The sequence below is a fragment of the Fibrella aestuarina BUZ 2 genome (assembly GCF_000331105.1).
In the GTDB taxonomy this organism is placed as follows: domain Bacteria; phylum Bacteroidota; class Bacteroidia; order Cytophagales; family Spirosomataceae; genus Fibrella; species Fibrella aestuarina.
In genome coordinates this window covers 6235708-6257313 of sequence record NC_020054.1, presented here as the reverse complement: position 1 = coordinate 6257313, position 21606 = coordinate 6235708, and the positions used below count along the sequence as shown (strand labels likewise).

Annotated in this window: 16 protein-coding genes; 7 read left to right on the top strand and 9 right to left on the bottom strand. The window is 57.6% G+C overall.

The window, feature by feature from the left end; genetic code table 11:
* Positions 1-2: 2 nt before the first annotated feature.
* The 3 genes from FAES_RS25900 to FAES_RS25890 all read left to right on the top strand — a co-directional run bounded on the left by FAES_RS25900 (position 3) and on the right by FAES_RS25890 (position 3183).
* On the top strand, positions 3-686 hold the full coding sequence (locus tag FAES_RS25900) for a pirin family protein (RefSeq protein WP_015334166.1): 684 nt from the start codon (positions 3-5) through the stop codon (positions 684-686).
* A gap of 112 nt (positions 687-798) precedes the next feature.
* Entirely contained in the window at positions 799-2514 is a 1716-nt protein-coding gene (locus tag FAES_RS25895; RefSeq protein ID WP_015334165.1) for a long-chain-fatty-acid--CoA ligase, read from the top strand.
* A gap of 96 nt (positions 2515-2610) precedes the next feature.
* Entirely contained in the window at positions 2611-3183 is a 573-nt protein-coding gene (locus FAES_RS25890; RefSeq protein WP_015334164.1) for a hypothetical protein, read from the top strand.
* Between the two features lie 10 nt (positions 3184-3193).
* Here the strand turns inward: FAES_RS25890 and FAES_RS25885 are convergent, their stop codons facing one another.
* From FAES_RS25885 to FAES_RS25845, 9 genes are all read right to left on the bottom strand, one after another.
* Complete coding sequence (locus FAES_RS25885; protein WP_015334163.1) at positions 3194-3988, bottom strand: TPM domain-containing protein; 795 nt, start codon at positions 3986-3988, stop codon at positions 3194-3196.
* Positions 3989-4091: 103 nt separating this feature from the next.
* Positions 4092-4517, bottom strand: a complete 426-nt coding sequence (locus tag FAES_RS25880; RefSeq protein ID WP_015334162.1) for a TPM domain-containing protein — start codon at positions 4515-4517, stop codon at positions 4092-4094.
* Between the two features lie 106 nt (positions 4518-4623).
* Entirely contained in the window at positions 4624-5214 is a 591-nt protein-coding gene (locus tag FAES_RS25875; protein ID WP_015334161.1) for a LemA family protein, read from the bottom strand.
* Positions 5215-5405: 191 nt separating this feature from the next.
* Positions 5406-6509: a BamA/TamA family outer membrane protein gene (locus FAES_RS25870; protein ID WP_041258411.1), complete on the bottom strand. Its 1104-nt coding sequence runs from the start codon at positions 6507-6509 to the stop codon at positions 5406-5408.
* A gap of 123 nt (positions 6510-6632) precedes the next feature.
* Complete coding sequence (locus tag FAES_RS25865; RefSeq protein ID WP_015334159.1) at positions 6633-7403, bottom strand: DUF4397 domain-containing protein; 771 nt, start codon at positions 7401-7403, stop codon at positions 6633-6635.
* 90 nt (positions 7404-7493) lie between these two features.
* Positions 7494-9041 (bottom strand): SusD/RagB family nutrient-binding outer membrane lipoprotein, encoded by a 1548-nt coding sequence (locus FAES_RS25860; protein WP_015334158.1) that lies wholly within the window; start codon positions 9039-9041, stop codon positions 7494-7496.
* 131 nt (positions 9042-9172) lie between these two features.
* Complete coding sequence (locus FAES_RS25855; RefSeq protein ID WP_015334157.1) at positions 9173-12286, bottom strand: SusC/RagA family TonB-linked outer membrane protein; 3114 nt, start codon at positions 12284-12286, stop codon at positions 9173-9175.
* A 146-nt stretch (positions 12287-12432) separates the two neighbouring features.
* Positions 12433-13119: a TIGR04283 family arsenosugar biosynthesis glycosyltransferase gene (locus FAES_RS25850; protein ID WP_041258410.1), complete on the bottom strand. Its 687-nt coding sequence runs from the start codon at positions 13117-13119 to the stop codon at positions 12433-12435.
* 123 nt (positions 13120-13242) lie between these two features.
* Positions 13243-14721, bottom strand: coding sequence for a DASH family cryptochrome (locus FAES_RS25845; RefSeq protein ID WP_041258409.1), 1479 nt, complete (start codon positions 14719-14721; stop codon positions 13243-13245).
* A 202-nt stretch (positions 14722-14923) separates the two neighbouring features.
* Here FAES_RS25845 and FAES_RS29340 point away from each other — a divergent pair, with 202 nt between their 5' ends.
* From FAES_RS29340 to FAES_RS25825, 4 genes are all read left to right on the top strand, one after another.
* Positions 14924-15901: a T9SS type A sorting domain-containing protein gene (locus FAES_RS29340; RefSeq protein ID WP_015334154.1), complete on the top strand. Its 978-nt coding sequence runs from the start codon at positions 14924-14926 to the stop codon at positions 15899-15901.
* A gap of 154 nt (positions 15902-16055) precedes the next feature.
* The gene (locus FAES_RS25835) at positions 16056-18482 is read left to right on the top strand and encodes a TonB-dependent receptor (RefSeq protein WP_015334153.1); all 2427 of its coding nucleotides are present in this window, start codon (positions 16056-16058) and stop codon (positions 18480-18482) included.
* A gap of 135 nt (positions 18483-18617) precedes the next feature.
* Positions 18618-20201: an L-aspartate oxidase gene (gene nadB, locus FAES_RS25830; RefSeq protein WP_015334152.1), complete on the top strand. Its 1584-nt coding sequence runs from the start codon at positions 18618-18620 to the stop codon at positions 20199-20201.
* Between the two features lie 261 nt (positions 20202-20462).
* Positions 20463-21602, top strand: coding sequence for a 5-(carboxyamino)imidazole ribonucleotide synthase (locus FAES_RS25825; RefSeq protein ID WP_148289454.1), 1140 nt, complete (start codon positions 20463-20465; stop codon positions 21600-21602).
* Positions 21603-21606: the final 4 nt, after the last annotated feature.

The window sequence follows — 21606 nt, the reverse complement described above, 5'->3', positions numbered from 1 at the left end:
TGATGGATACCCGCACCGAAGCGCAGATTTTTGTGGCCGATCAGCGCGGCTATACCGAGGCCAACGGCGCGCAACGGCTATTCACCTTCAACGTCGTTGGCTATACGGCCGAAGGGCGCGAGCCGTTTGGCCCGTTGGTCTGGTTGAACGACGAGCGACTAGCCCCCGCTGCCAGTTTGGTTTCGTCGGCTGAGGAGGTTGCTACGGTCGTTTTGCTGCCTCTTGTGGGTGGGTTGGAATACCAGCTTGGCGGAAGCACGCAGTTTCTGGAACCGGGACAGGCAGGTACGTTGCCGCTGGCTCCCGGCCAACCCTACACCCTGATCAATCCGTACGAAACCGAGACGATTCAGTTTCTGCACCTTGGCCTGCACGTAAAGCCGGGTTCGACGGTCGCTTCCGCCCCAACGACGTTCGATCTATCGGTGCCTAATCAACTGCTGCCATTCTGGCAAGCGGGTAAGCAGGCCGGTTACATTGGCCGGTTCGATGGGCGCCATGATGCCTCGATAGCCATCGATACGGCGGAGCAGCGTGTATTCGTCTATATCGTGCAGGGCGCGTTCGAGGTGGCCAACCGGCTGCTACAGTCGGGCGATGGACTGTCGTTGCACTACCGGCAGGCCGACGTGCTGGAGTTTGAAGCGCTCTCCAATAACGCCGTGCTGGTTCTGCTAACGTTATAAGCGACAAACGAGACTAATTGGCTTCTAATGGCTTATTTGTCAGTACGGTCAAAACCTTTCTGGCTTTAATCGTATTTTTGATAGATAATCTACAACTGCCCCAAGCACCTACATGGAATCGACAACCATCAATACGTTGGACCGCGCCCGACCCTGGACCAAGTTCTATCCGAAGGGCGTACCTACTGAAATCAACCCCGACGCTTACCCCTCGCTGGCTGCGCTGATCGAAGATGGGTGCCGTCGGTATGCCGACCGGCCCGCTTATGCCTGCATGGGCAAGCAGATCACCTTTGCCGAGCTCGAAGCACAGTCGAAGCAATTTGCGTCGTTTCTGCAACATGAACTGGGCCTGAAACCGGGCGACCGCGTGGTGGTGCAGATGCCCAATCTGCTGCAATACCCCATCGCCATGTTCGGGATTCTGCGCGCGGGTATGACCGTCGTGAACACCAACCCGCTGTATACGCCCCGCGAAATGCAGCATCAGTTTAAGGATTCGGGCGCGAAGGCGATTGTCATTCTGGCCAACTTTGCCAGTAACCTGGAAAAGATCATCGCCCAAACCGACATTGAGCACGTGGTCGTCACGGAGATTGGCGACCGGCTGGGCTTTCCCAAGAAGCAGATCGTCAACGCCGTCGTGAAGTATGTGAAGAAGCTGGTGCCGGCCTACAGCCTGCCCGGCGCCATTTCGTTCAACGACGCCCTGAGCCGCGGCAGTCGGCAGCCGATGCAACCGGTCAGCATCAAAAACACCGATCTGGCCTTTGTGCAGTATACGGGCGGCACCACGGGCGTCTCAAAAGGGGCCGCGCTGACGCACCGGAACATCATCGCCAACGTGGAGGCGCAGGACGCCTGGATGGCACCGGCGGGGATCCCGGCGGGTGAGGGTATTATTGTTGCCGCGCTGCCGCTTTATCACGTATACGCGCTGACAACCAATGCGCTGGCCGCGCTGAAAAGCGGGAGCATGAACCTGCTTATCACGAATCCGCGCGACCTCAACGCCTTTATCGACGATCTGAAAAAATATAAGGTAACCGCCTTTACCGGTCTGAATACCCTGTACAACGGCTTGCTCAACCACCCGCGCATCAACGAGGTCGACTGGAGCCAGTTGAAAGTAACGTCGGCGGGGGGCATGGCCCTGCAAACGTCGGTGGCGGATCGCTGGCAAAAGATGACCGGCAACGTACCTGCCGAAGGGTACGGCCTGTCGGAAACGTCGCCGGTACTGAGTTCCAACCCCGTCGATGGCACCTCGCGTGTGGGCACGATCGGCGTTCCCTGGCCGAGCACTGACATGAAATGCGTGCAGGACGACGGGACTGAGGCCCCGCTTGGCCAGCCCGGCGAAATCTGGGCGCGCGGGCCGCAGGTGTTCAAAGGCTACTACAATCGACCCGACGAAACCGCCAAGGTGATGGAAGGCGAGTGGTTTAAGACCGGCGACGTGGGCGTTCAGGATGCCGACGGTTTCTTCAAGATCGTGGACCGCAAGAAAGACATGATTCTGGTGTCGGGTTTCAACGTGTATCCCAACGAAATTGAAGAGGTGGTGTCGCAGTGCCCCGGCGTGCTCGAAGTCGCCTGCATTGGCGTTCCCAACGAGAAGTCAGGCGAGACCGTGAAGGTATTTGTCGTGAAAAAAGACCCGGCCCTGAGCGAAGAGCAGGTGCGAGGCTATTGCAAAGAAAACCTGACGGGTTATAAGGTGCCCAAGCTCGTTGAATTCCGTACTGAACTGCCCAAATCGAACGTAGGCAAGATTCTGCGGAAGCCCCTGCGCGACGAAGAACTGGCCAAGACCCCAACGAAGTAAGGCTTATCGGGAATTGTTTCTGAGCCGAAAATGTAACGAATAGAGCCGGTCATCGACCGGCTCTATTCGTTTTTGCTTAATGCGTTATCAATCAGTATGGTTTGTGTGAAATACGTGGCTGCCTTCGCTGCTCTTCTGGGCGCATCGGCTTGTGAGAAATCGACGCAGCAACAGGCTGTTCCGGCCTATTATGATGTGGCTGGGTACGTTGATAAGCAAATTGCCGCCTTATCGAAAGTAAAGCCAACGGTGATCAAACGTGCTCAGATGGCGGGCAATACGCAACATCTGACGTTGAAAACCCTCAACTGGAGCCGCGAACTGGAGTTGTTCAAGCAGGCCGATATCAACAAGCCTGCCCTGCGGCAAAGCTACGCCACGGCCCGCCCCGATTCGCTAACGTACCTGTACACGCTGAAACCGACGGAGAAAAACCTGACCGTTCGTCGGTTGATGGTACAACTGGATTCGGCCACGCACCAACCCCGACGCATCGAGGCTACGTTGGCTACCCAAAACCCGCTCTACAATTCGGAGCGGCGAATCGTGCTGGAAAGCGGCTTGAATCAGGCCGACCAATGGGCCATTCAGCATTACCGCCTGAGCGGTTTTCAGCACCTGGTCATCGCCGATAAAAAAGCGTTCGACGTAGAAGGAACGGTGCAATAAGCGCGCAACCTTAATAGTCGCCGCCCGCGCCGCCGCCTCCAAAGTCGCCGCCGCCGAATCCACCAAAGCCACCGCCGCCGCTGCTGCCGCCACCGCCCCAGTTGCCCGAGGAATTGCCCCAGCCTGAGAAGGTGCTGTAGGGGAAGAAAACGGGACCGCCACCCCCGCGATAGCCGGTGCCGCCCCGGCCACCACCGCGCGATTTGATGAAGATGTAGAGGAAGAAAATAATGAACGCGATGATCAGGAACGTACCCACCGGACTGCCTTCTTCGGTATCGGCCGGGTCGGCCTTATACTCGCCGCTGGCCCGCCGGAATATCTCGGTCGTGGCTTCGTCGAGGCCCTGGTAATACTGTTGCTGCTTGAAATTGGGGGCAATAATCTGGCTGACAATGCGCTTGGCAATGGCGTCGGGAATGGCACCTTCCAGCCCCCGGCCGGTGGCGATATAGATCTTCCGGTCGCCGGTGGCCCAAAGCAGCACCAGGCCGTTGTTTTTACCTTTCTGGCCCACACCCCACTTCCGCCCGATTGAGAAGGCATAGTCGGCGGGTTCGTAGGGCTGCGTCGATTTGACAATCACGATGGTCACCTGCGACGAGGTCGAGTCGTTGTAGGTCACTAGCTTTTGCTCCAGCTGCACCTGCTCACCGGGGGATAGCATCCCCACCAGATCGTTGACCAAACGGGGTGGTGCCGGGCGGGCGGGTAATTTATCATCGGGAACCTGCTGCGCCCACAGGTGCGGTGCAACCAGCAGGCCGATCGCCCAGATAAGCAGCAAAAGGGGACGTGTATGCAAAGTAGGTGCGTTCACAAGGCGTGTCGTGTCGAAGCGCCAGCTTCAGTAGTTTACAAACAGGTGGTTTCAGTAGGGCCAAAGCTGGCGCTTCGGCTCGGTGTGCTTAGCCGAACGAGATATCGTCGGGGAGCTCGTTGACGTCGTCGGGGGCGCAGGGGAAGTACTGCTTCAGTTGCTGCCCCGCCTGCTCGACGCCCAGACTCAGGCCTGTCACCAGATCATTAGCCGCGAAGTGCTGCCGCATGAGGCTTTTGGTACCATCCCAGAAGCCCGCGGGCACTTTGGCGTCAATGCCCGTATCGCCCACGACGGCAAATTTGCGGTCGCCATATGCCACGTAGAACAGCACCCCGTTTTGCTCCTTCGTCTGGTGCATGCCGAGGTGCTTGAATACGGCGATGGCGCGCTTGACGGGGTCACCGTCCGGGCATTGCTCTTCCAAATGCACCCGAATTTCGCCCGAGGTGTCGCGCTCAGCCTGCCGAATGGCGGCCATCAACTGCGCCTGCTGATCTGGAGAGAGGGTCATAGGTGATTAATGTATAATGTACAATGCACAATTAACAATGGCTTCGCGCTAGCGGTCTGCTGTCCCACCCATTGTACATTATGCATTGTACATTATAAGATGCTTTTTATTTCGTGTCGAAATCAACCGTGGGGGCAGTTTGGGCGGCCTGACTGGCTTCGAATAAGCCCTTGCGGCTGAACCCGAAGATACCCGCGAAAATGTTGTTCGGGAAAGACCGTACCGACCGGTTGTATTCGGTAGCGACGCCGTTGAAATCGTTGCGGGCCACTGAAATCCGGTTTTCGGTGCCTTCCAGTTGGGCCTGCAATTCCGAGAAGTTCTGCGTGGCTTTCAACTGTGGGTAGCTTTCGGCAACGGCCAACAGGCGCGAGAGTGAGCCACTGAGCTGATCTTGCGCGGCCTGGAATTTCTGGATATTCTCGGGCGTGAGCTGGTCGGCGCTCAGGTTGATGCCAGTAGCGTTGGCGCGGGCCTGAATGACGCTTTGCAGGGTGCTTTTCTCAAAATTAGCGGCTCCCTGAACCGTCTTTACCAGATTCGGGATCAGGTCGGCGCGGCGTTGGTACTGTGTCTGCACGTTGGCCCAGGACTTGTCGACCTGCGTGTCTTTATCAACTAAGCCGTTGTATGAGCTACAGCCATACATACCCAACAGGGCAGCCACAACGACGAAAATAATTAATCCTCTTGACATGGTGTTTGCGTGGTTTGCTTGAAATGGTTTCGGTCCAGTAAACGCGCCAAAGCTAGTAACAGTTATGAATTATCGATAAGCATTTATCAAGGGTAGGTGCTAGCCAATGCCAAACGGGCCTACGCACGGACAAACGGGACCTACTTTTGAGCTTGAGTAAGGTTACTCAGTGAACGGTTTACTCATGCGTTTTAGAAGGCTTCACCAATAGTCAGGTACACGCCGCTGGACCCGGTGCCGGTGTAGGGAACGCCCCGCCCGTAGTCGAGCCGGACGTTGAGTAAGTCCCGGTTAACCCGAACACGCAGGCCTACGCCGTAAGCCGCTTTGGGGTCGTCGAGTCGCAGGAAATCGCGTTGATTTCCCAACGTACCTACCGACCCGAAGGCAACGGCACCCAGTCGCCGCCACACGTTCAGGCGCAGTTCGCCTTGCAACAAAGCCAGGTTATCATCCCGGTAGCGGCCTTCGTAGTAGCCTCGTCCTCGTTTGGTGCCACCCAGCAGCGATAAGGCGTTGAACGGCGCTACTCCGCCCGTCGTGACGCTAAGCACATAGTTGAACGCCAGCGTCGTCCGACGGGTTAACGAATGGTACGACGACACGTCGGCTACCCAACGGTCGAAACGTACCCCACTGCCCACGGCTTTACCCTGGCTCAGAAACGACAGGTCGGCAACGAGACCCTGGCTTGGGTAGAAGACGTTGTTGCGTGAGTCGAAGAAAAGGCCCGTCCCCACGCCCGACAGCACGCTGCCCAGGCCGCCAGGTACGTTGCCTGTGGCCAGGAGCCCATCGGGCGTGACGCTGGTGATGGCGTAGTGTTCGTATTGGTAGCGCAGTCCCGCATACAGGCCCCGCCCCGGCCTGCTGGCATCTGGCTTCGAAATACGCCGGAACACATTCACCCGAACACGCGGAAAATTGACGCCGTAGAGTTCGTTGGGTACGTCGCGTTGACCCACGCCGAAGAAAAAGTAATTGTATTTGTAGTAGCCCAACTCGCCGTTGGCGAAGTACAGATTGTTTTTGTAGAAGATCTGGAAGGGCAGGTAAAAGAGTAGTTGTTTATTCTGCGTGTAGACCGCCCCCAGCGTAACCTGCGAGGGGCGCACATAGCGCGCCGTATCGCCCCGGAACCGAAAGGTGGCCGTAGCGGCTACGCCATAACCCAGCCGGGTTTCAGGCGTATAATAAACAACCGGCAGTGGTAACAGACTAAACCGTTTCGGCGGGGCCGTCGAGTCGGGTGGGGTGCAGGATAGGAGTGTGGTGAGCAGGAGCGACGCATACATACTCATCTATACGCCGAACGCCCCCCGAAGGTTTTGGCGCCCACCTACAGGTAGGGGCCAAACAAGAAACGGCCAGCCCGTTGGAGGGGCTGGCCGTTCTGATCAGTAGGTGTATAACTGGTGCTACCGGTTCACGTAGCCGTTGAGGGCCGGTGCTGCGGTGCCCGTCCGGCCGGTTACGCCGCGGGCAAACAGGGTAAGCACACGGCCATCGTTGGCGCTATTGAAGGCATAGGTCGTGCCGATGTTGGTGGCCGAACCCGTAGCGCGCAGTAAAAACGACTGGCTACCGATGGCCGGAACCGTTATGAACGACGAAGCGGCTTTATACGCTACCTGCCGGGCAACGACTGTCGTGCCATCTGCCAGCAGCACATCGTAGGTGGTGGTCCCCGGAATCAGGTTGACAAACCGGACGTAAAAACTGGTCGTCGGGTTCAGTGGGGCCAGCTCGTCTTTCAGCAGGACGGTTTCGGGCTGGGCACCGGCGCCCACCACAAACAGCGAATAATATGCGTTGTCGTCGAGGGTGGCGGTGGTGGCGCCAATGGCCGTGGCGCTGGCTACCGTCGTGGTGGCGGGCGACGTCAGGCTAAGCGATACCGAACCGGGCGACACGATGGCGTAGTTGCTGCCCGTGCCGGGGTAGGTGCTGTTGAACGGCAGGCCGACGGCAAAGCCGGGGCTGGTAGCCGTGGCACCGCTCGGCGCGTTGGCACTGAATTTTTTGCCGTTGATGGCCAGTTCGATACCACCCGGCAGATCGGGTGCGGCGTTGATGAGCTTCAGCCGGGCTCCCGAGGTAACCACATCGGCCGGAATAGACAACGCGTTTTTCTCGCAGGAAGCCAATAGCAACCCTACCGACGCGACGAGATACAGAAGGTGTTTCATAGAAAGAGGTTTAACGGTTGGGGTTTACGGTTTGACGTTTGTGCGCTTGCACAGCCAACGTCAAACCGTAAACCCTGGACATCAAACGAATTAAGGTTGAGTGAACCACACGGGTTTGGTGTGGAAATCAAGATCGAAACCGCCGATCTTGGTCAGCGCCGGGATGTTCCAGACATACTCGGAGTTGTAGCGCGGGCGCAGCCGTTGTACCGGCTTGCCGCCGTTGTCGCCGTAGAAGGTGTTAGGCAGCGCAAACGTCGGGAAAGCGTCGGTGCCTACGCCGTAATTATAACGGCGCAGGTCGGCCCACTGCTCCAGGAAGCCCCAGCCCCACTGCGCAATGTATTTCTGCGACATGATCTGGCCGAGCGTCAGGTTGGCGGCTACGGTTGGCACCACCAGTGGGTTGTTGAGGAAGGCCGTGCGGTCGGCGGCAGGTACGTTCACATACGAGGCGCTCATGTGCGCGTCGATGCCTTTTTTGTACGCGGCCAGCGCCGTTGCCTTGTCGCCCTTGATGAAGGCTGCTTCGGCTTTGATGAACTGCAACTGCGCGTAGGTCATCAGTGGCATTGGCCCTTTGTCGGTAAACAGGAACCGGCCCAACGTACCCACGGGTGGGTTTACGTTGACGGGCAGGCCCCACACGTTCACCGTCCGCGAGGCCACGGGTGCCGACGCCGCCGTTGACTGCCCCTGCCCCGGATTCAGGCCGCGGTACACGCCGTCGACGCTGGGAACGAGCATGATCGGCAGGCGCGGATCTTTTACCGTGGTCACCGTGCCATCGAGCAGCCGTAGCACGTAGTTCGACTGCACAAACGAGTTCATGTTCTGGCGGATGGGACCAAAAAAGCTGGCATCGGCGGTGCTGAGGCCGTTGAAGTTCATCACGGCATCGTCGGCGTTGCTCACCAGCGAGCTATCGACGTACTGCATCACCTTGTCGGGGTTGTATGTCCCTTTCTTGTTCGAGAGGTGGTGTGCGTTGATCGCCAGCAGCCCGTAGGCAAAGCGTTTCCACTTGATCCGGTCGCCTTTGTAAATCTGGTCACCCCGCGCCAGCTGCACCGACGACACGTTGCCATCGGCCCGGTTCAGGTTCTGAATGGCGTCGGTCAGCAGTTGCTGCACTTTGGCATATACCTCCGGCTGCGTGTTGTAGTTGAAGATGTTCTTGTTGGGATCGAGGTCATAGGCTTCGTCGAGGATGATTTCGCCATGGACGTCGGTTAGCATCTGCCAGCCCCAGGCCTGCAATACCAGCCCAACGCCCGCGTAATCCCATTTCTGATTCGCCTGCGCGTCGGAGATCAGGTTGAGCAGGTTACGCCCGCCGCGCCAGTAGACGTTCCGCCACAGTTCGCCACCAGCATCGCTGGCCGGAACGTACCCGTGCAGATCCCAGGGGTCATTGACCAGGGCCGCATTTTGCCAGTTCTGCACGTACCGGCCGATGTAGCGGGCGTCGAATTGAATCCCCAGCGCATACTGGTTCTGGATGGGAGCGAGCAACAGAGCCGCTTCCACATCCGTGGGGTTGTTGGGGTTCTGGTTGATGTCGAGGTAGTCTTCGCAACTACTCAACAGCAGGGCCATCCCGACAAACAGGATAGCGATGTATGATTTGAATTTCATAATTAAAGAGGGTTGCTGTCTTCGGTTCGGTGTTCACCGTCTTCTGTTGGCTAACGCTGGAGTAGGCTTGCGCCAGCTAACAGAGGACAGTAAACAGAATACAGTGAATCGTGAACCGAGGACTAGTTTGTCTAGAATCCGACGCTGATACCGACGTTGTAGGCGCGTGGCAGCGGAATGTTGCCGTAGTCGATGCCATAACCACCCGAGCCCCCCGTCACGCTGTTGCTGGCGTTCACACCGGGGTCACCACCCGTGTAGTTGGTCAGCAGCAGCAGGTCGGTGCCGGTGGCAAACACGCTCACCGATTTGAACACCCGCGAGTTGGCCAGTACCGTAGGTGGCAGGGCATAGCGCAGCGTCACTTCTTTCACCCGCAGCCAGTTTACGTTCCGCTCGATGAAGGTCTCGTCGGCCAGAGTAGCTGTGGTCGTGTTGGCTGAGCCGTAGAAGCCGTTGCTGTAGTAGGGAATCACTTGGATATTGTTCGGCGTCGGGTTGGCCGTGTTTTCCAGCCCATCCTTCAGCACACCCTGAATAACGCGCGGGGTTTCGCGGTCCAGCGTTTTGGTGCTCAATCCGTTGCGGTACAGATAATCTTCGGTGCCATTAAACACGTCGCCCCCCTTGCGGATGTCGAGCAGCAGGTTGAGCGACAGGTTTTTGTAGCGGAATGTGTTCAGGAAACCCATGGTGAAATGAGGGTTCCGGTCGCCCACGACGCGCCAAACGGTTTCGGTGATGGGCAGACCCGTTGCTGGGTTGATCAGAATGTCGCCCCGATCATTACGCAGGTATGAGTTACCCGTCAACGTGGTCAGCGGGCCACCCGGCCGGGCACCATTCCGGATGTTGTAGGCTACCCAGGTGTCTGAGTTATAGAACTCCGTCAGGTCGTTGGGCAGGGTTTGCAAACGGCTATTGGTTTTCGTAAAGTTCAGCGTCGAGAACCACGAGAAGTTGGGCTGGCGGATGGGCTCGGCCGTCAGTGACAGTTCGACCCCTTCGTTAAAGAGGCTACCGCCGTTGATGGTTTTCAGGACGAAGCCCGTACCGTAGCTGATGCGCAGATCGCGGATGATCTGGTCGCGGCTCGTGGTGCGGTAGTAAGCCGCGTCGAGACCCAGCCGGCCGTTGAAGAATTGAAGCGCAAAACCGGTTTCAAACGAATTGACCTTCTCGGGGCGCAGGAAGGGGTTGGGTGCGGTGAAGCCGTAGCTGAAGCCGCCGCCCGTGGTGGTCTGGCTTTCGTAAGCCTGGTTGGTGCTGTAAGCGGGCGCCTCTTTACCTACCTGCGCCAGTGACACCCGGAATTTACCCGAACTCAGCGCCTTGCGGAAACCGCCGTCGGGCAGCACATCGGTGAACACGAAGCTCAACGAAGCCGAGGGGTAGAAGAATGAGCGGTTGGCGGCCGGGAACGTGCTGCTCCAGTCGTTACGGCCCGTTACGGTCAGGAACAGGTAATCGTCATAGCCGATGGTGGCATCCGCAAAAGCACCGATCAGCCGCCGTTGGGCCAGCGTCGACAGCGATTTCTGCGTGAGCGGGTCGGTGTTGTTGATCGACGTAAACTCAGGGTTCAGGAACTTCTCGCCCCGGGTTGCCAGCGTGTTGGATTCGTTGTCGTAGATCGCCTGACCCACGCGCAACGACGTACTCACCTTGCCAAATTGCTTCTTGGCCGTCAGGAAATACTGGCCCGTAAAGACCCGGCCGTTGTCGGTGGCCTGATCGAGCGAGCCCGCGATCACACCGCCAGCGCGGTTCGACTGCGGGTGGTATTTGATGAGGTAGTTGCCCGAATACACGTCCAGCCCGACGCGGCCCGTAAAGGTCAGCCAGTCAGTGAAGGTGTAGTTCAGACCAACGTTGGTGATCGCCCGGTTGATGCGGTCACGAAGCAGGTTTTTGTTGACGTCGAAATACGGGTTCTCGACCTCCGTGTTGGCTGTCGTCACGCGTTTGCGCAGACCGGTCGTTGGGTCGATGTATTCCCGAATGTCGTCGTTGGCCGGCCACGATAGCAGACCCAGCAAAAAGCTGTTGGCCCCTTTCGACACCTTCACGTTGTCGGTGTTGATGTACTGAATCGTCGATTCGAGCGAGAGCTTGTCGGTGATTTTGGCCGTGCCGCCCAGCGTCAGGTTCAAACGCTTGAGGTTGGTGGTCGGAATAACCCCCTGGCTGCTCAGATAACCCGCCGAGAATCGGTAGGTGTAGCGGTCGGTACCGCCGTCGAACGCGAGGTTGTGGCGCTGCCCCAGGCCCGTGCGCAGGAAACCTTCGCTGTTGTTGTAGAGCGTGTCGGCTTCCGTGTAGCGGGGACCAAACGCGGCGAAGCTGGAGTTTTGCGACAGGCCGTTGTTCCCTTGCCCATATACGCGCTGCACCTGCGGCAGCGGACCCGGCTGCTGCCAGGTAAACGTCGAACTGTACGAGATCCGGCCCTGACCCGCCCGACCTTTCTTGGTCGTGATGATGATGGCCCCGTTGGCCGCATCAACGCCATAGAGCGCGGCCGCCTCGGGACCCTTCAGCACCGTGATCGACTCGATGTCGTTCGGGTTGATGTCCTGCGCCCGGTTCGAGAAGTCGACGGTGCGGTTTTCAAACGAGGTAGCCGAGTTTTTCGAGGCTACGAAGCTGTTGCTGGCGGCGGTGTTGTTGCTGATGGGCATCCCGTCGATTACGTACAGGGGCTGGTTGTTGCCGCTGATCGAGTTGACACCGCGAATGAGCACCGTCGACGACGAACCAGGCATGCCGCTCGACGTAGCCACCTGCAAACCAGCTACACGGCCCTGAAGGGCGTTGATGTAGTTGTCGCGCTGCGACGCGGCCAGTTCGTCGCCTTTCACTTCGGCAGTGGCGTACCCTAGCTGCCGTTTTTCCCGTTTGATCCCCAGGGCCGTAACCACGACCTCGTTAAGATTGCCGGCTTCGGGGGCCAGCGAAACGTTGATGACGTCGGTCGTACCAACGACTACGTCGCGTGACTTGTTGCCGATGAAGCTGATGCGAAGGGTTTGGCCGGCGTTGGCCTGAATGCGGAAATTACCGTCGGCGTCGGCGGTGGTGCCGCGCGACGTACCCAGCACAACAACGCTGGCGCCAGGAACGGGTGAATTGTCTTCGGCCGATGTGATTTTGCCCCTGATCTCGCGGTTCTGTGCAATGGCCATTCCTAGCGAAAGGCCAAACACCACCACAAGCAGCAGGAATCGACGTAGCGATTGCTCCATAGTTGAGGAAGATTAATGAAATGATAATGCTTGTCAGCAACAAATTTGTCTATAGGCTGACAGGATTAAAAGGATGCTAAGTAGTTGCCTGTATTAAAATTTATGAACTAGTTATAAGTAGTTAAGTATATGAATCAGTTTGTAACCTAGTGTAACAGTTGTTTATACGTCTTCGCAATCCGATTGGGTGATACATGGCACCTGAAGAGCACGACGGCCATCAGATTAGCCAGTTGCACGCGTAGCCAGGAGTTTCGCTCGTATTTCCGGGCCGACACAACCACATTCTTCGGAATAATGGCAAAGCGGGCCATTTGTTCCAGCCGCGTGATGATGTCAAAATCCTCCATAATGACGAATCGCTCATCGAACCCGCCCAGTTTATCGAACAGATCGCGCTGTAAAAACAGCGTTTGATCGCCACCCCGGCTCGCCACCCCACCAAAGCGCGTGGCATAACTGTTGAGCCGGAGCAGCAGGTGGTCCGAATCGAAGCGAAAACGGTAGCGACCTGCCGGAAACCCATCGGCAATAGCCTGCCGGATGTCAGTCAGGAAATCGGGATGGAGCCGAACGTCGGCATGCACAAAATAAAGGACGTCACCGGTGGCATGGGCGGCACCGTGGTTCATCTGGGCGGCGCGGCCCGGTCGGGGCGAGGTCAGCACGGTAGCGCCAGCGCGGCGAGCCTGCTCAACCGTCTGGTCACGGCTACCTCCATCGACGACGATCACCTCGACCAATTGGTTGTCGGAGAACGTAATGGCATCAGTAACCACCTGCGCAATGGTTGCCTCTTCATTCAGAGCCGGAATAATGACACTGAGCTTCATGTAGGTATGTACGGTAATGCGGTGCGGTAGGGATTGGCGAATGTACAATGTATGATGCACAATGAACAATGGTAGCGCGTGAGCCCATTGTGCATCGTACATCATACATGGTACATTATACAGTCACCGTGCTTCCGCCTGCCACTTAGCGGGGTCGACGATGGGCAGCGGGTACTGGTTGCCCAGTGTTACTCCGTAGGCCGTTTGTTCGGCGGGAGTGAGGGTCGATACCTGATGGACCTTGTCGGCCGGTACATTGCTGAGTTCGGGGAGCCAGTGCTTCACGTAGGCGCCCTGCTCGTCGTAGCGGCTAGCCTGACCGAGTATGTTGAAATAGCGGGGTTGATTGCCGTTGCCCGAGCGGGGATCGTTGCCGACACCGGCCTGGTAATTCCAGTTGCCCCAGTTACTACACGGGTCGTAATCGACTAGCTGACTCTCGAACCACATAGCGCCCCAGGTCCAGTCGATGCCGAGGTCTTTGACCAGAAAGCTGGCTACGTTCTGGCGTCCCCGATTGCTCATAAACCCCGTCCGACGCAGTTCCCGCATGTTGGCGTCGATGAAGGGAATGCCCGTCTGGCCCTCGGTCCACTGGTGAAACAGAGCCAGATCATGGTCCCACTTTTTGGTGATGTCGTACCGAATGCCCGATGGTTTGAAGATGCGCGTGCCGAATTTGAGGGCGACAAAGCGGAAGAAATCCCGCCAGATCAACTCAAAAATGAGCCAGTACGTCGACTCGTTGGCTACTCGCTCCTGTTCGTAGCGTTTGATCTCGTGGTAAAGCTGCCGGGGCGACAGGCAACCGTGCGCCAGCCAGGCCGAGAACTTACTCGAATAATCCTCGCCCAACAGGCCATTCCGGGTCTCTTTGTAGGTTTTGAGTAGCTCGCGTCCCCAGATATACGCGTTCAGCCGGGCCAGCGCTACCGATTCACCCCCCTTGAACGGCACGGCAGCGCGGTTATCGGGCCTCGCCGCCACTGCCTGCGTCTCAGCGTCGAACCCAAACGTATCGGGCGTAGGAAGCGACCCCGCTTCAATATGGCCCGCGAGGTTAATCCGGTCGGGCGTCGCGACGAGGGAACGTACCTGAACGTGCTTTTCGACCTGCTGACGGAAGGCCGTGAATACATCGGGCAGCTTGACCACATTGAAAGGCAGGTCACGGACGTGGTAGAGCGTACTGGTCCAGAAAAATTCGATGTCGATGTTAAGGGGTTTCAACCGCTTCGACAGGGCCGACTCCACGTCGGTCTCTTCCGAGGTCACTTCTTTACTGGCGTAGATGGCGTCGGCCTCAATCTCTTCGGCCAGATCGGCCAGCACGCGGGCCGGATCACCCACCCGCACAATCAGATCACCGCCTCGGGCGCGGAGGCTGCTTCGCAGATCGGCGACAGCTTCGAGCAGGAAATTGGTCCGTAGCAGCCCCGTCTTTTTCAAGTTGAGCGTGGGTAGCAAACGAAAGGCTGCCGGGTCGAACACATAAACGGGCAGTACTTGCCGAGCCTGCATACAGGCCGCCGCAAAGCCCTCATTGTCGTGCAGGCGCAGATCGTTACGAAACCAATAGAGAATCCGGTTGTGCGAGGTCATACTGAGTTGTTGAATGAATCGATACATTCTCAACTGCTGCCTGCTCTCAAAAGTTAACGGTCATCGACAAGGAACCGGCGAAGCAATGCCCATGACGCCACCCGCTACTAATTATGTATACGGAAACTAACAATCGCTTTATGTGGCGTGTTTATTGGTTTTACTTAAGTATATCTTGTGCTCCACCATAACCAGTGCTACCATGAAACAAGGTCTATTGATCAGTCTGTTCAGTATCTGGCTGCTAACTACCGCCAAAGCACAAGTCTGCTCAACCACCAGTGCGGGTGACTGGGCAACCAACGCTGTCTGGAGCTGCGGCGCGGCGCCGTCCGGGACGTTTTCGGGTACAATCATTATTCAGCACGACCTGACCATTACCAGCGCGATTACGATCAGTGGAAACGTAACGATTATCGTTCGCAACAACACCACGCTAGACGTTCGGGGCAATAACACGTTGCTGTTGTCAAATAATCAGTCGACGGTCATTGTAGGGGCGGGGTCGACGGTGAGGGGCCAGAATGCCAATTCGCTTATCACCATCGGGACGGCCCCAACTAGTTATTCGTACCGGATGAACGGGGCCGCGGCAATTGATGGCCCGGATGTGATGACTAACCGCGGGCTGTCTGGTGCGCTACCCGTTGAACTAACATACTTTCGGGCTACGCCGGAGGGCCGCTACGTGTCGCTATCGTGGCAAACGGCCAGCGAGCAGAACGCCGCCCGGTTTGTGGTTGAACGGAGTCGTGACCTGGGTGAATTTTTGCCTGTTGGCGCCGTAGAGGCTAGTGGCACTAGTCAGGTACGTCGGCAATATGGCTTGCTGGACACGCAGCCGCTGGGTGGCACTAGCTACTACCGTCTACGCCAGCTTGACCACGATGGGCGGTCTACGGTTTGGCGGCCCGTGGCTGTTCAGCGCGACGAGGCTCAACCGGCACTAATGGTCCTGGAAAACCCGGTGCAGGGAAATGAGGTGCGTCTGATTCCGCAAGGCCTCGACGGGGCCACTTACCAGTTAACAGATATTCAGGGGCGTGCTATTGCCGTTGGCGCCCAGCTGGCCCCAACCGGTGAAATAACCCTGATCTTACCCGCGCCAACTGTAGGCATTTATCTGCTGACAGCTCGTCATCCCGGCGGGGTCGTAGCTAAGCGCATTTTGGTTAAATAGGGTTTATACGCAGCCATAAAGACGCAGGCTGGGCCTATGATTTCTACTATTTAGACAAATTCTATAATTTTTCCTCAATTGTTTTGATTGAATCTAAATAGAGTCAACCTTTGCACTATCAATACTAAGTCTAAATAGAAGTATTGATTAGCGCATGACGATTTCGATACGTACCAACGCCACCATATTCCTTTCTCTTTTATTACCTGTACTCAATCCCTGTCACGCCATTAGCCGGTCGGTGCCAACCTATATCCTGGCTAACGACGATGACGATAACCAGCGTGGTAGCGTACACGGCCGCATCGTCACGCAGGACGGCCAACCCGCCGCTTACGTGTCCATTACGGTGAAAGGCACCGCTAAAGGCACTACCACCGCCGACGATGGGAGCTACCACCTGCGCCACCTGGCCCCCGGCGAGCACACGCTGGTGGTGTCGTTTGTGGGCTTGCAAACGCAGGAGCAGACCATCACCGTAACGGCCGGGCAAAACGCGCAACTCGACCTGACGCTGACCGAAACGGCTCGTCAACTCGGCGAGGTACTGGTGAAGGGCTACAAATCGACCAATCAGGTGCCGGTAACGGTGGGCAAAGTGGCGATTAAGCCAATGGATTTGCCCCAAAGTGTGGCCGTGGTGGAGCGCGACGTGCTCGACCGGCAGCAGACCCTGCGCCTCAGCGATGTGCTGGCCAATACCAACGGGGTCTATATCTCGGGCAGCACGGGCGGTTTTCAGGAAGAAATCTCGGCCCGGGGCTTTGCCTTCGGCAGCAGCAATACCTTCAAAAACGGCGTTCGGTTCAACAACGGCGTTATGCCCGAAGTATCATCGCTGGAGCGGGTTGAGGTACTCAAAGGCTCGTCGGCCATTTTGTTTGGTAACGTAGCCGCCGGTGGTATACTGAACCTGGTGACCAAAAAACCGCGCTTTGAGTCGGGCGGGCAGGTAGCGATGCGGGTTGGTAGCTTTGGGTTCTACAAGCCCTCGTTCGACGTGTACACGGGCCTGACGCAGAACATTGCCGTACGCCTAAACGGTACCTACGAAAACAGCCGCAGCTTCCGCGACGATGTGCGCGGCGAGCGAATCTACCTGAACCCGTCGATCCTGGCCAAAATCGGTACCCGTACCGAACTGTTGGTCGAAGCTGATTACCTCCGCGACAAACGGACGCTCGACTTCGGTATCGGCGCGATCAACTATGCCATTCCCGACGTACCCCGGAACCGTTTTCTGGGCACTGCCTGGGGCTACAACCAGGTAAACCAGACGGGGGTAACCGCCACGCTGACCCACCGCCTGACCGACCAATGGCAGGTACGTGCCACGGGCGGCTTGCAGGATTTCAGCAGTGACCAATTTGGCACCACGCGCCCCAACGCCAGCAGCCAGTTTATCAAAACCAACGGCGACTGGCAGCGCGGTATCCAACGTACCCAGGTCGATGAAAAATACTATATCGGCCAAATCGACCTGACGGGGCAATTCAGCACGGGCACCATCAAACACACGCTGCTGATCGGGGCCGACGCCGACAGCTACCGCACCAACACGACGGCGTTTAACCCGCTGGCGAAATACGACACCATCAACGTATTTAATCCGGCCAAGTACCGCCTTCGTACTGACATCCCCACGTTGACTGCCCGCCAGCTGACACAGGCCCCGATCGACCGGGCCGGGGTGTATGTGCAGGACCTGATTGCGCTAACCAACAAACTGAAAGTACTGGCCGGGGTACGTTGGAGCTACCAGCAAACGGGCAGCACCGTCACGACGCTGAACGACAACAAGGCTACCACAACCAGTAATTTCGACGACGCCTTTACGCCCCGCTTCGGGCTGGTGTACCAACCCCGCGAGACAACCGCCCTGTTTGTGAGCTACGCCAACTCATTCGCCCTGAACACGGGCGTCGATGTAGCGGGCAACGCGCTGCCGCCCTCGTTCATCAACCAGTACGAAGCCGGTATCAAGAATGACCTGTTCAACGGGCTGCTGTCGGCTAACGCCACGGTGTACCAGATCAAGAACAGCAACCTGGCCCAGACGAGCCTCGAAAACGGCAACACCAACGCCAACATTAAAGAACTGGCGGGTGAAGTCACCAGCCGGGGCGTGGAAGTCGACGTGAAAAGCAAGACCATTCGTGGGTTCTCGTTCCTGGCGGGTTATAGCTACAACGAAACGCGCTACACGCAAAGCAACACCTACATCGTGGGGAGCCTGCTGCGCTACAACCCCAACCACACGGCCAACGCGAGCCTGTTCTACACGCTGCAACGCCCCGGCTTCGGGCAGGGCCTGCAACTGGGCTTCACGGCCTTCTATGTGGGCGAACGGCAGGCGGGCCGCTCAACGCGGGTGACCGTGGCCAATGACACCTACCGGCTGATCGAACTGCCCGCCTACACGCAGTTGAACGCCTCGGTTGGGTACGTTCGGGCCCGCTACGCTATCCGCGCCAACGTGACCAACCTGCTGAATCAACTCAGCTACAACGTACACGACGACAACAGCATTAACCCCATCGCGCCCCGTCAGGTATCGGCCACGCTGTCGTGGAACTGGTAGGGGTCTACGATAAATAAACGCCACACAAAAAGGGCTCCGTTGTGCCGTATCTGGGGGATATCGCGCAACGGAGCCCTTACTGGTTATAAAGTTACCGGCGGATAACGATCTTTGAGGCACTAAACGGTAAACCTGATGCCCCACTCATTCGATTATTTGATCATCGGCTCCGGCATTGCGGGGCTGAGCTACGCGACCAAACTGGCCCGGCACTATAAGCAGGAAGGGCGCGACGTGCGGATTGGCGTGATCACCAAAGTACAGGCCGACGAAACCAACACCAAGTACGCGCAGGGCGGGATTGCCGGCGTATGGTCGCCCGACGATACCTTCGAAAAGCACATCCATGACACGATGGTGGCGGGCGATTACCTGAGCGATCCGGAGATCGTGGAGATCGTGGTGCGCGAAGCCCCGCAACGAATTCAGGAACTGATCGATTACGGCACCCGCTTCGATAAAGAAGCCGACGGCGACTACGACCTGGCCAAAGAAGGCGGGCACTCCGACAAGCGGATTCTGCACTTCAAGGACGTGACCGGGGCCGAAATCGAACGCGCCCTGCTCGACACCGTCAAGCTGTACCCGAGCATCGAAATCTTTACCCACTACTTCGCCGTCGACCTGATCACGCGCCACCACCTGGGCGAAACGGTACACCGCTACGACTCCAACAACGAGTGCTTTGGGGCATTTGTGCTCGACACCAACACCGGGCAGGTCGAGCGGTTTCTGGCCCGCACGACGCTCGTCGCCACGGGCGGAATCGGGCAGGTGTACCAGAATACGACCAACCCGGTTATTGCGACTGGCGACGGTATCGCCATGACCTACCGCGCCAAAGGGATCTGTAAGGACATGGAGTTTATCCAGTTTCACCCCACGGCGCTTTACGAACCCGGCAAGAAACCCAACTTCCTCATTTCGGAGGCAGTGCGGGGTTTCGGCGGTATTCTGAAAAATATAAAGGGAGAGACGTTCATGGAAAACTACGATGACCGCCTCTCACTGGCCCCGCGCGACATTGTGGCCCGCGCCATCGACTCCGAGATGAAAAAGTCGGGTTCACAGCACGTCTACATCGACGTGACCCACTGCGATTACGAGAAATTCATCGAGCACTTCCCCAACATCACCGCTTACTGCAAAGACAAACTCGGCCTCGACCTGCGGAAAGATTTTATTCCCGTCGTGCCGGCGCAGCACTACATGTGTGGCGGCATTCGGGTCGATGAGTACGGCCGTACCAACATCCACCACCTCTACGCCGTGGGTGAGTGTGCGTGCACCGGCCTGCATGGGGCCAATCGGTTGGCGTCTAACTCCTTGCTGGAGGCGATCGTGTTCGGGCACCGCGCCTACGAGAAGTCGGTCGAGGAGTTTGAGGAAACGCAGCTTCACCAGGAGATCCCGGCCTGGGATGATAGCGGCACCACCCATCCCGAAGAACTGGTGCTGGTGACGGAGATCAAGCGTGAGTTGGAAGCCATCATGTCGAACTACGTAGGCATTGTGCGCTCCAATCGGCGTCTCAAACGGGCTATGGATCGCCTCGAACTGCTGTACATTGAACACGAAGAACTGTACCGTCAGTCGAAGGTTTCAGTGCCCATCACCGAACTGCGTAACATGATCGAAGTGGCCTATTTAGTCATTAAAGCCGCCATGTCGCGCCGCGACAACCGGGGGCTGCATTTTAATATCGACAACGTAAAATAGCTGGGAACCGCTGCGGCGGACCGTACGGATGACGTGGATCAGTATGATGAGCGTGGCTTTTGAGAGGAGTGTTTGTAATTGTTTTTGTCATCCCGACGCGAGGAGGGATCTTGATGTACCCTGGCTTACAAGCAAGGATGCGTCAAGATCCCTCCTGACGTCGGGATGACAAAATGCCGTCTACTAGTCTCTCATACCCGCTTTTCCTCCAATCCGCGCTCATCCCGAAAATCCACGTCATCCACGTACTCATCCTCATTCATGAATCAAACCATCGGCATACTGGGCGGGGGGCAACTGGGCCTCATGCTTATTCAGGCGGGTATCGACTGGAACCTGCGCATTCACTGCCTTGACCCCGATCCGCAGGCACCCTGCAAAGACCTCTGCACCCAATTTACCGTCGGGGCACTCACCGACTACGACACCGTGTACCAGTTCGGGCAGGCGGTCGACGTACTGACCATCGAGATTGAAAAAGTGAACGTCGACGCGCTTGAGGCTCTGGAGCGGGAAGGTAAGCGCGTGTATCCGCAGCCGCACGTCATCCGCCAGATTCAGGACAAACGTACCCAAAAGCGGTTCTACCAGGCGCACAACCTGCCCACGGCCGACTTCATCCTGACCGACGATCGGGCCCACGTCGCCCAGCTCGCGCAGGACGTACCTGAACTGCTTCCCGCTTTTCATAAGCTGGGTCGCGATGGCTACGATGGGCGCGGCGTACAGCGTATTGCTACGCCTGCCGACGCTAACAAAGCGTTCGACGCGCCCGGCGTGCTCGAAAAAGCCGTCGATTTCGAGAAAGAGCTGGCCGTCATCGTCGCCCGAAATGCGGATGGTGAGGTACGTACCTTCCCAACGGTCGAGATGGCGTTTCACCCCGAACTGAACCTGGTCGAGTTTCTTTTTTCTCCCGCTGACATTACACCCGCCGTCGACGAGCAGGCGCAGGCTATTGCCCGGCAAGTTGCCGAGGCCTACGGCATTGTTGGGTTGCTGGCCGTTGAGCTGTTTCTGGATAAGCAGGGTAAGGTGCTTATCAACGAAGTGGCCCCGCGCCCCCACAACAGTGGTCACCATACCATCCGGGCCAACCGCACCTCGCAGTTTGAGCAACATTGGCGAGCCATTCTGAACCTGCCCCTGGGTGACACCACCGCCCACGGCCCCGCCGCGATGGTGAACCTGCTGGGCGATCCTGGCTACAGCGGCCCGGCGCAGTATGAAGGGCTGGGTACGTTGCTGGCCATGCCCGGTGTGTCGCCGTTCTTCTACGGTAAAGCCCAGACCCGCCCCGGCCGTAAAATGGGCCACATCACCGTGCTCGATGCGTCGGTGGCGGCGCTGAAAGAGAAAGCATTGCTCGTGAAAGACAGCATCCGGGTAATCAGCCACTGACAAG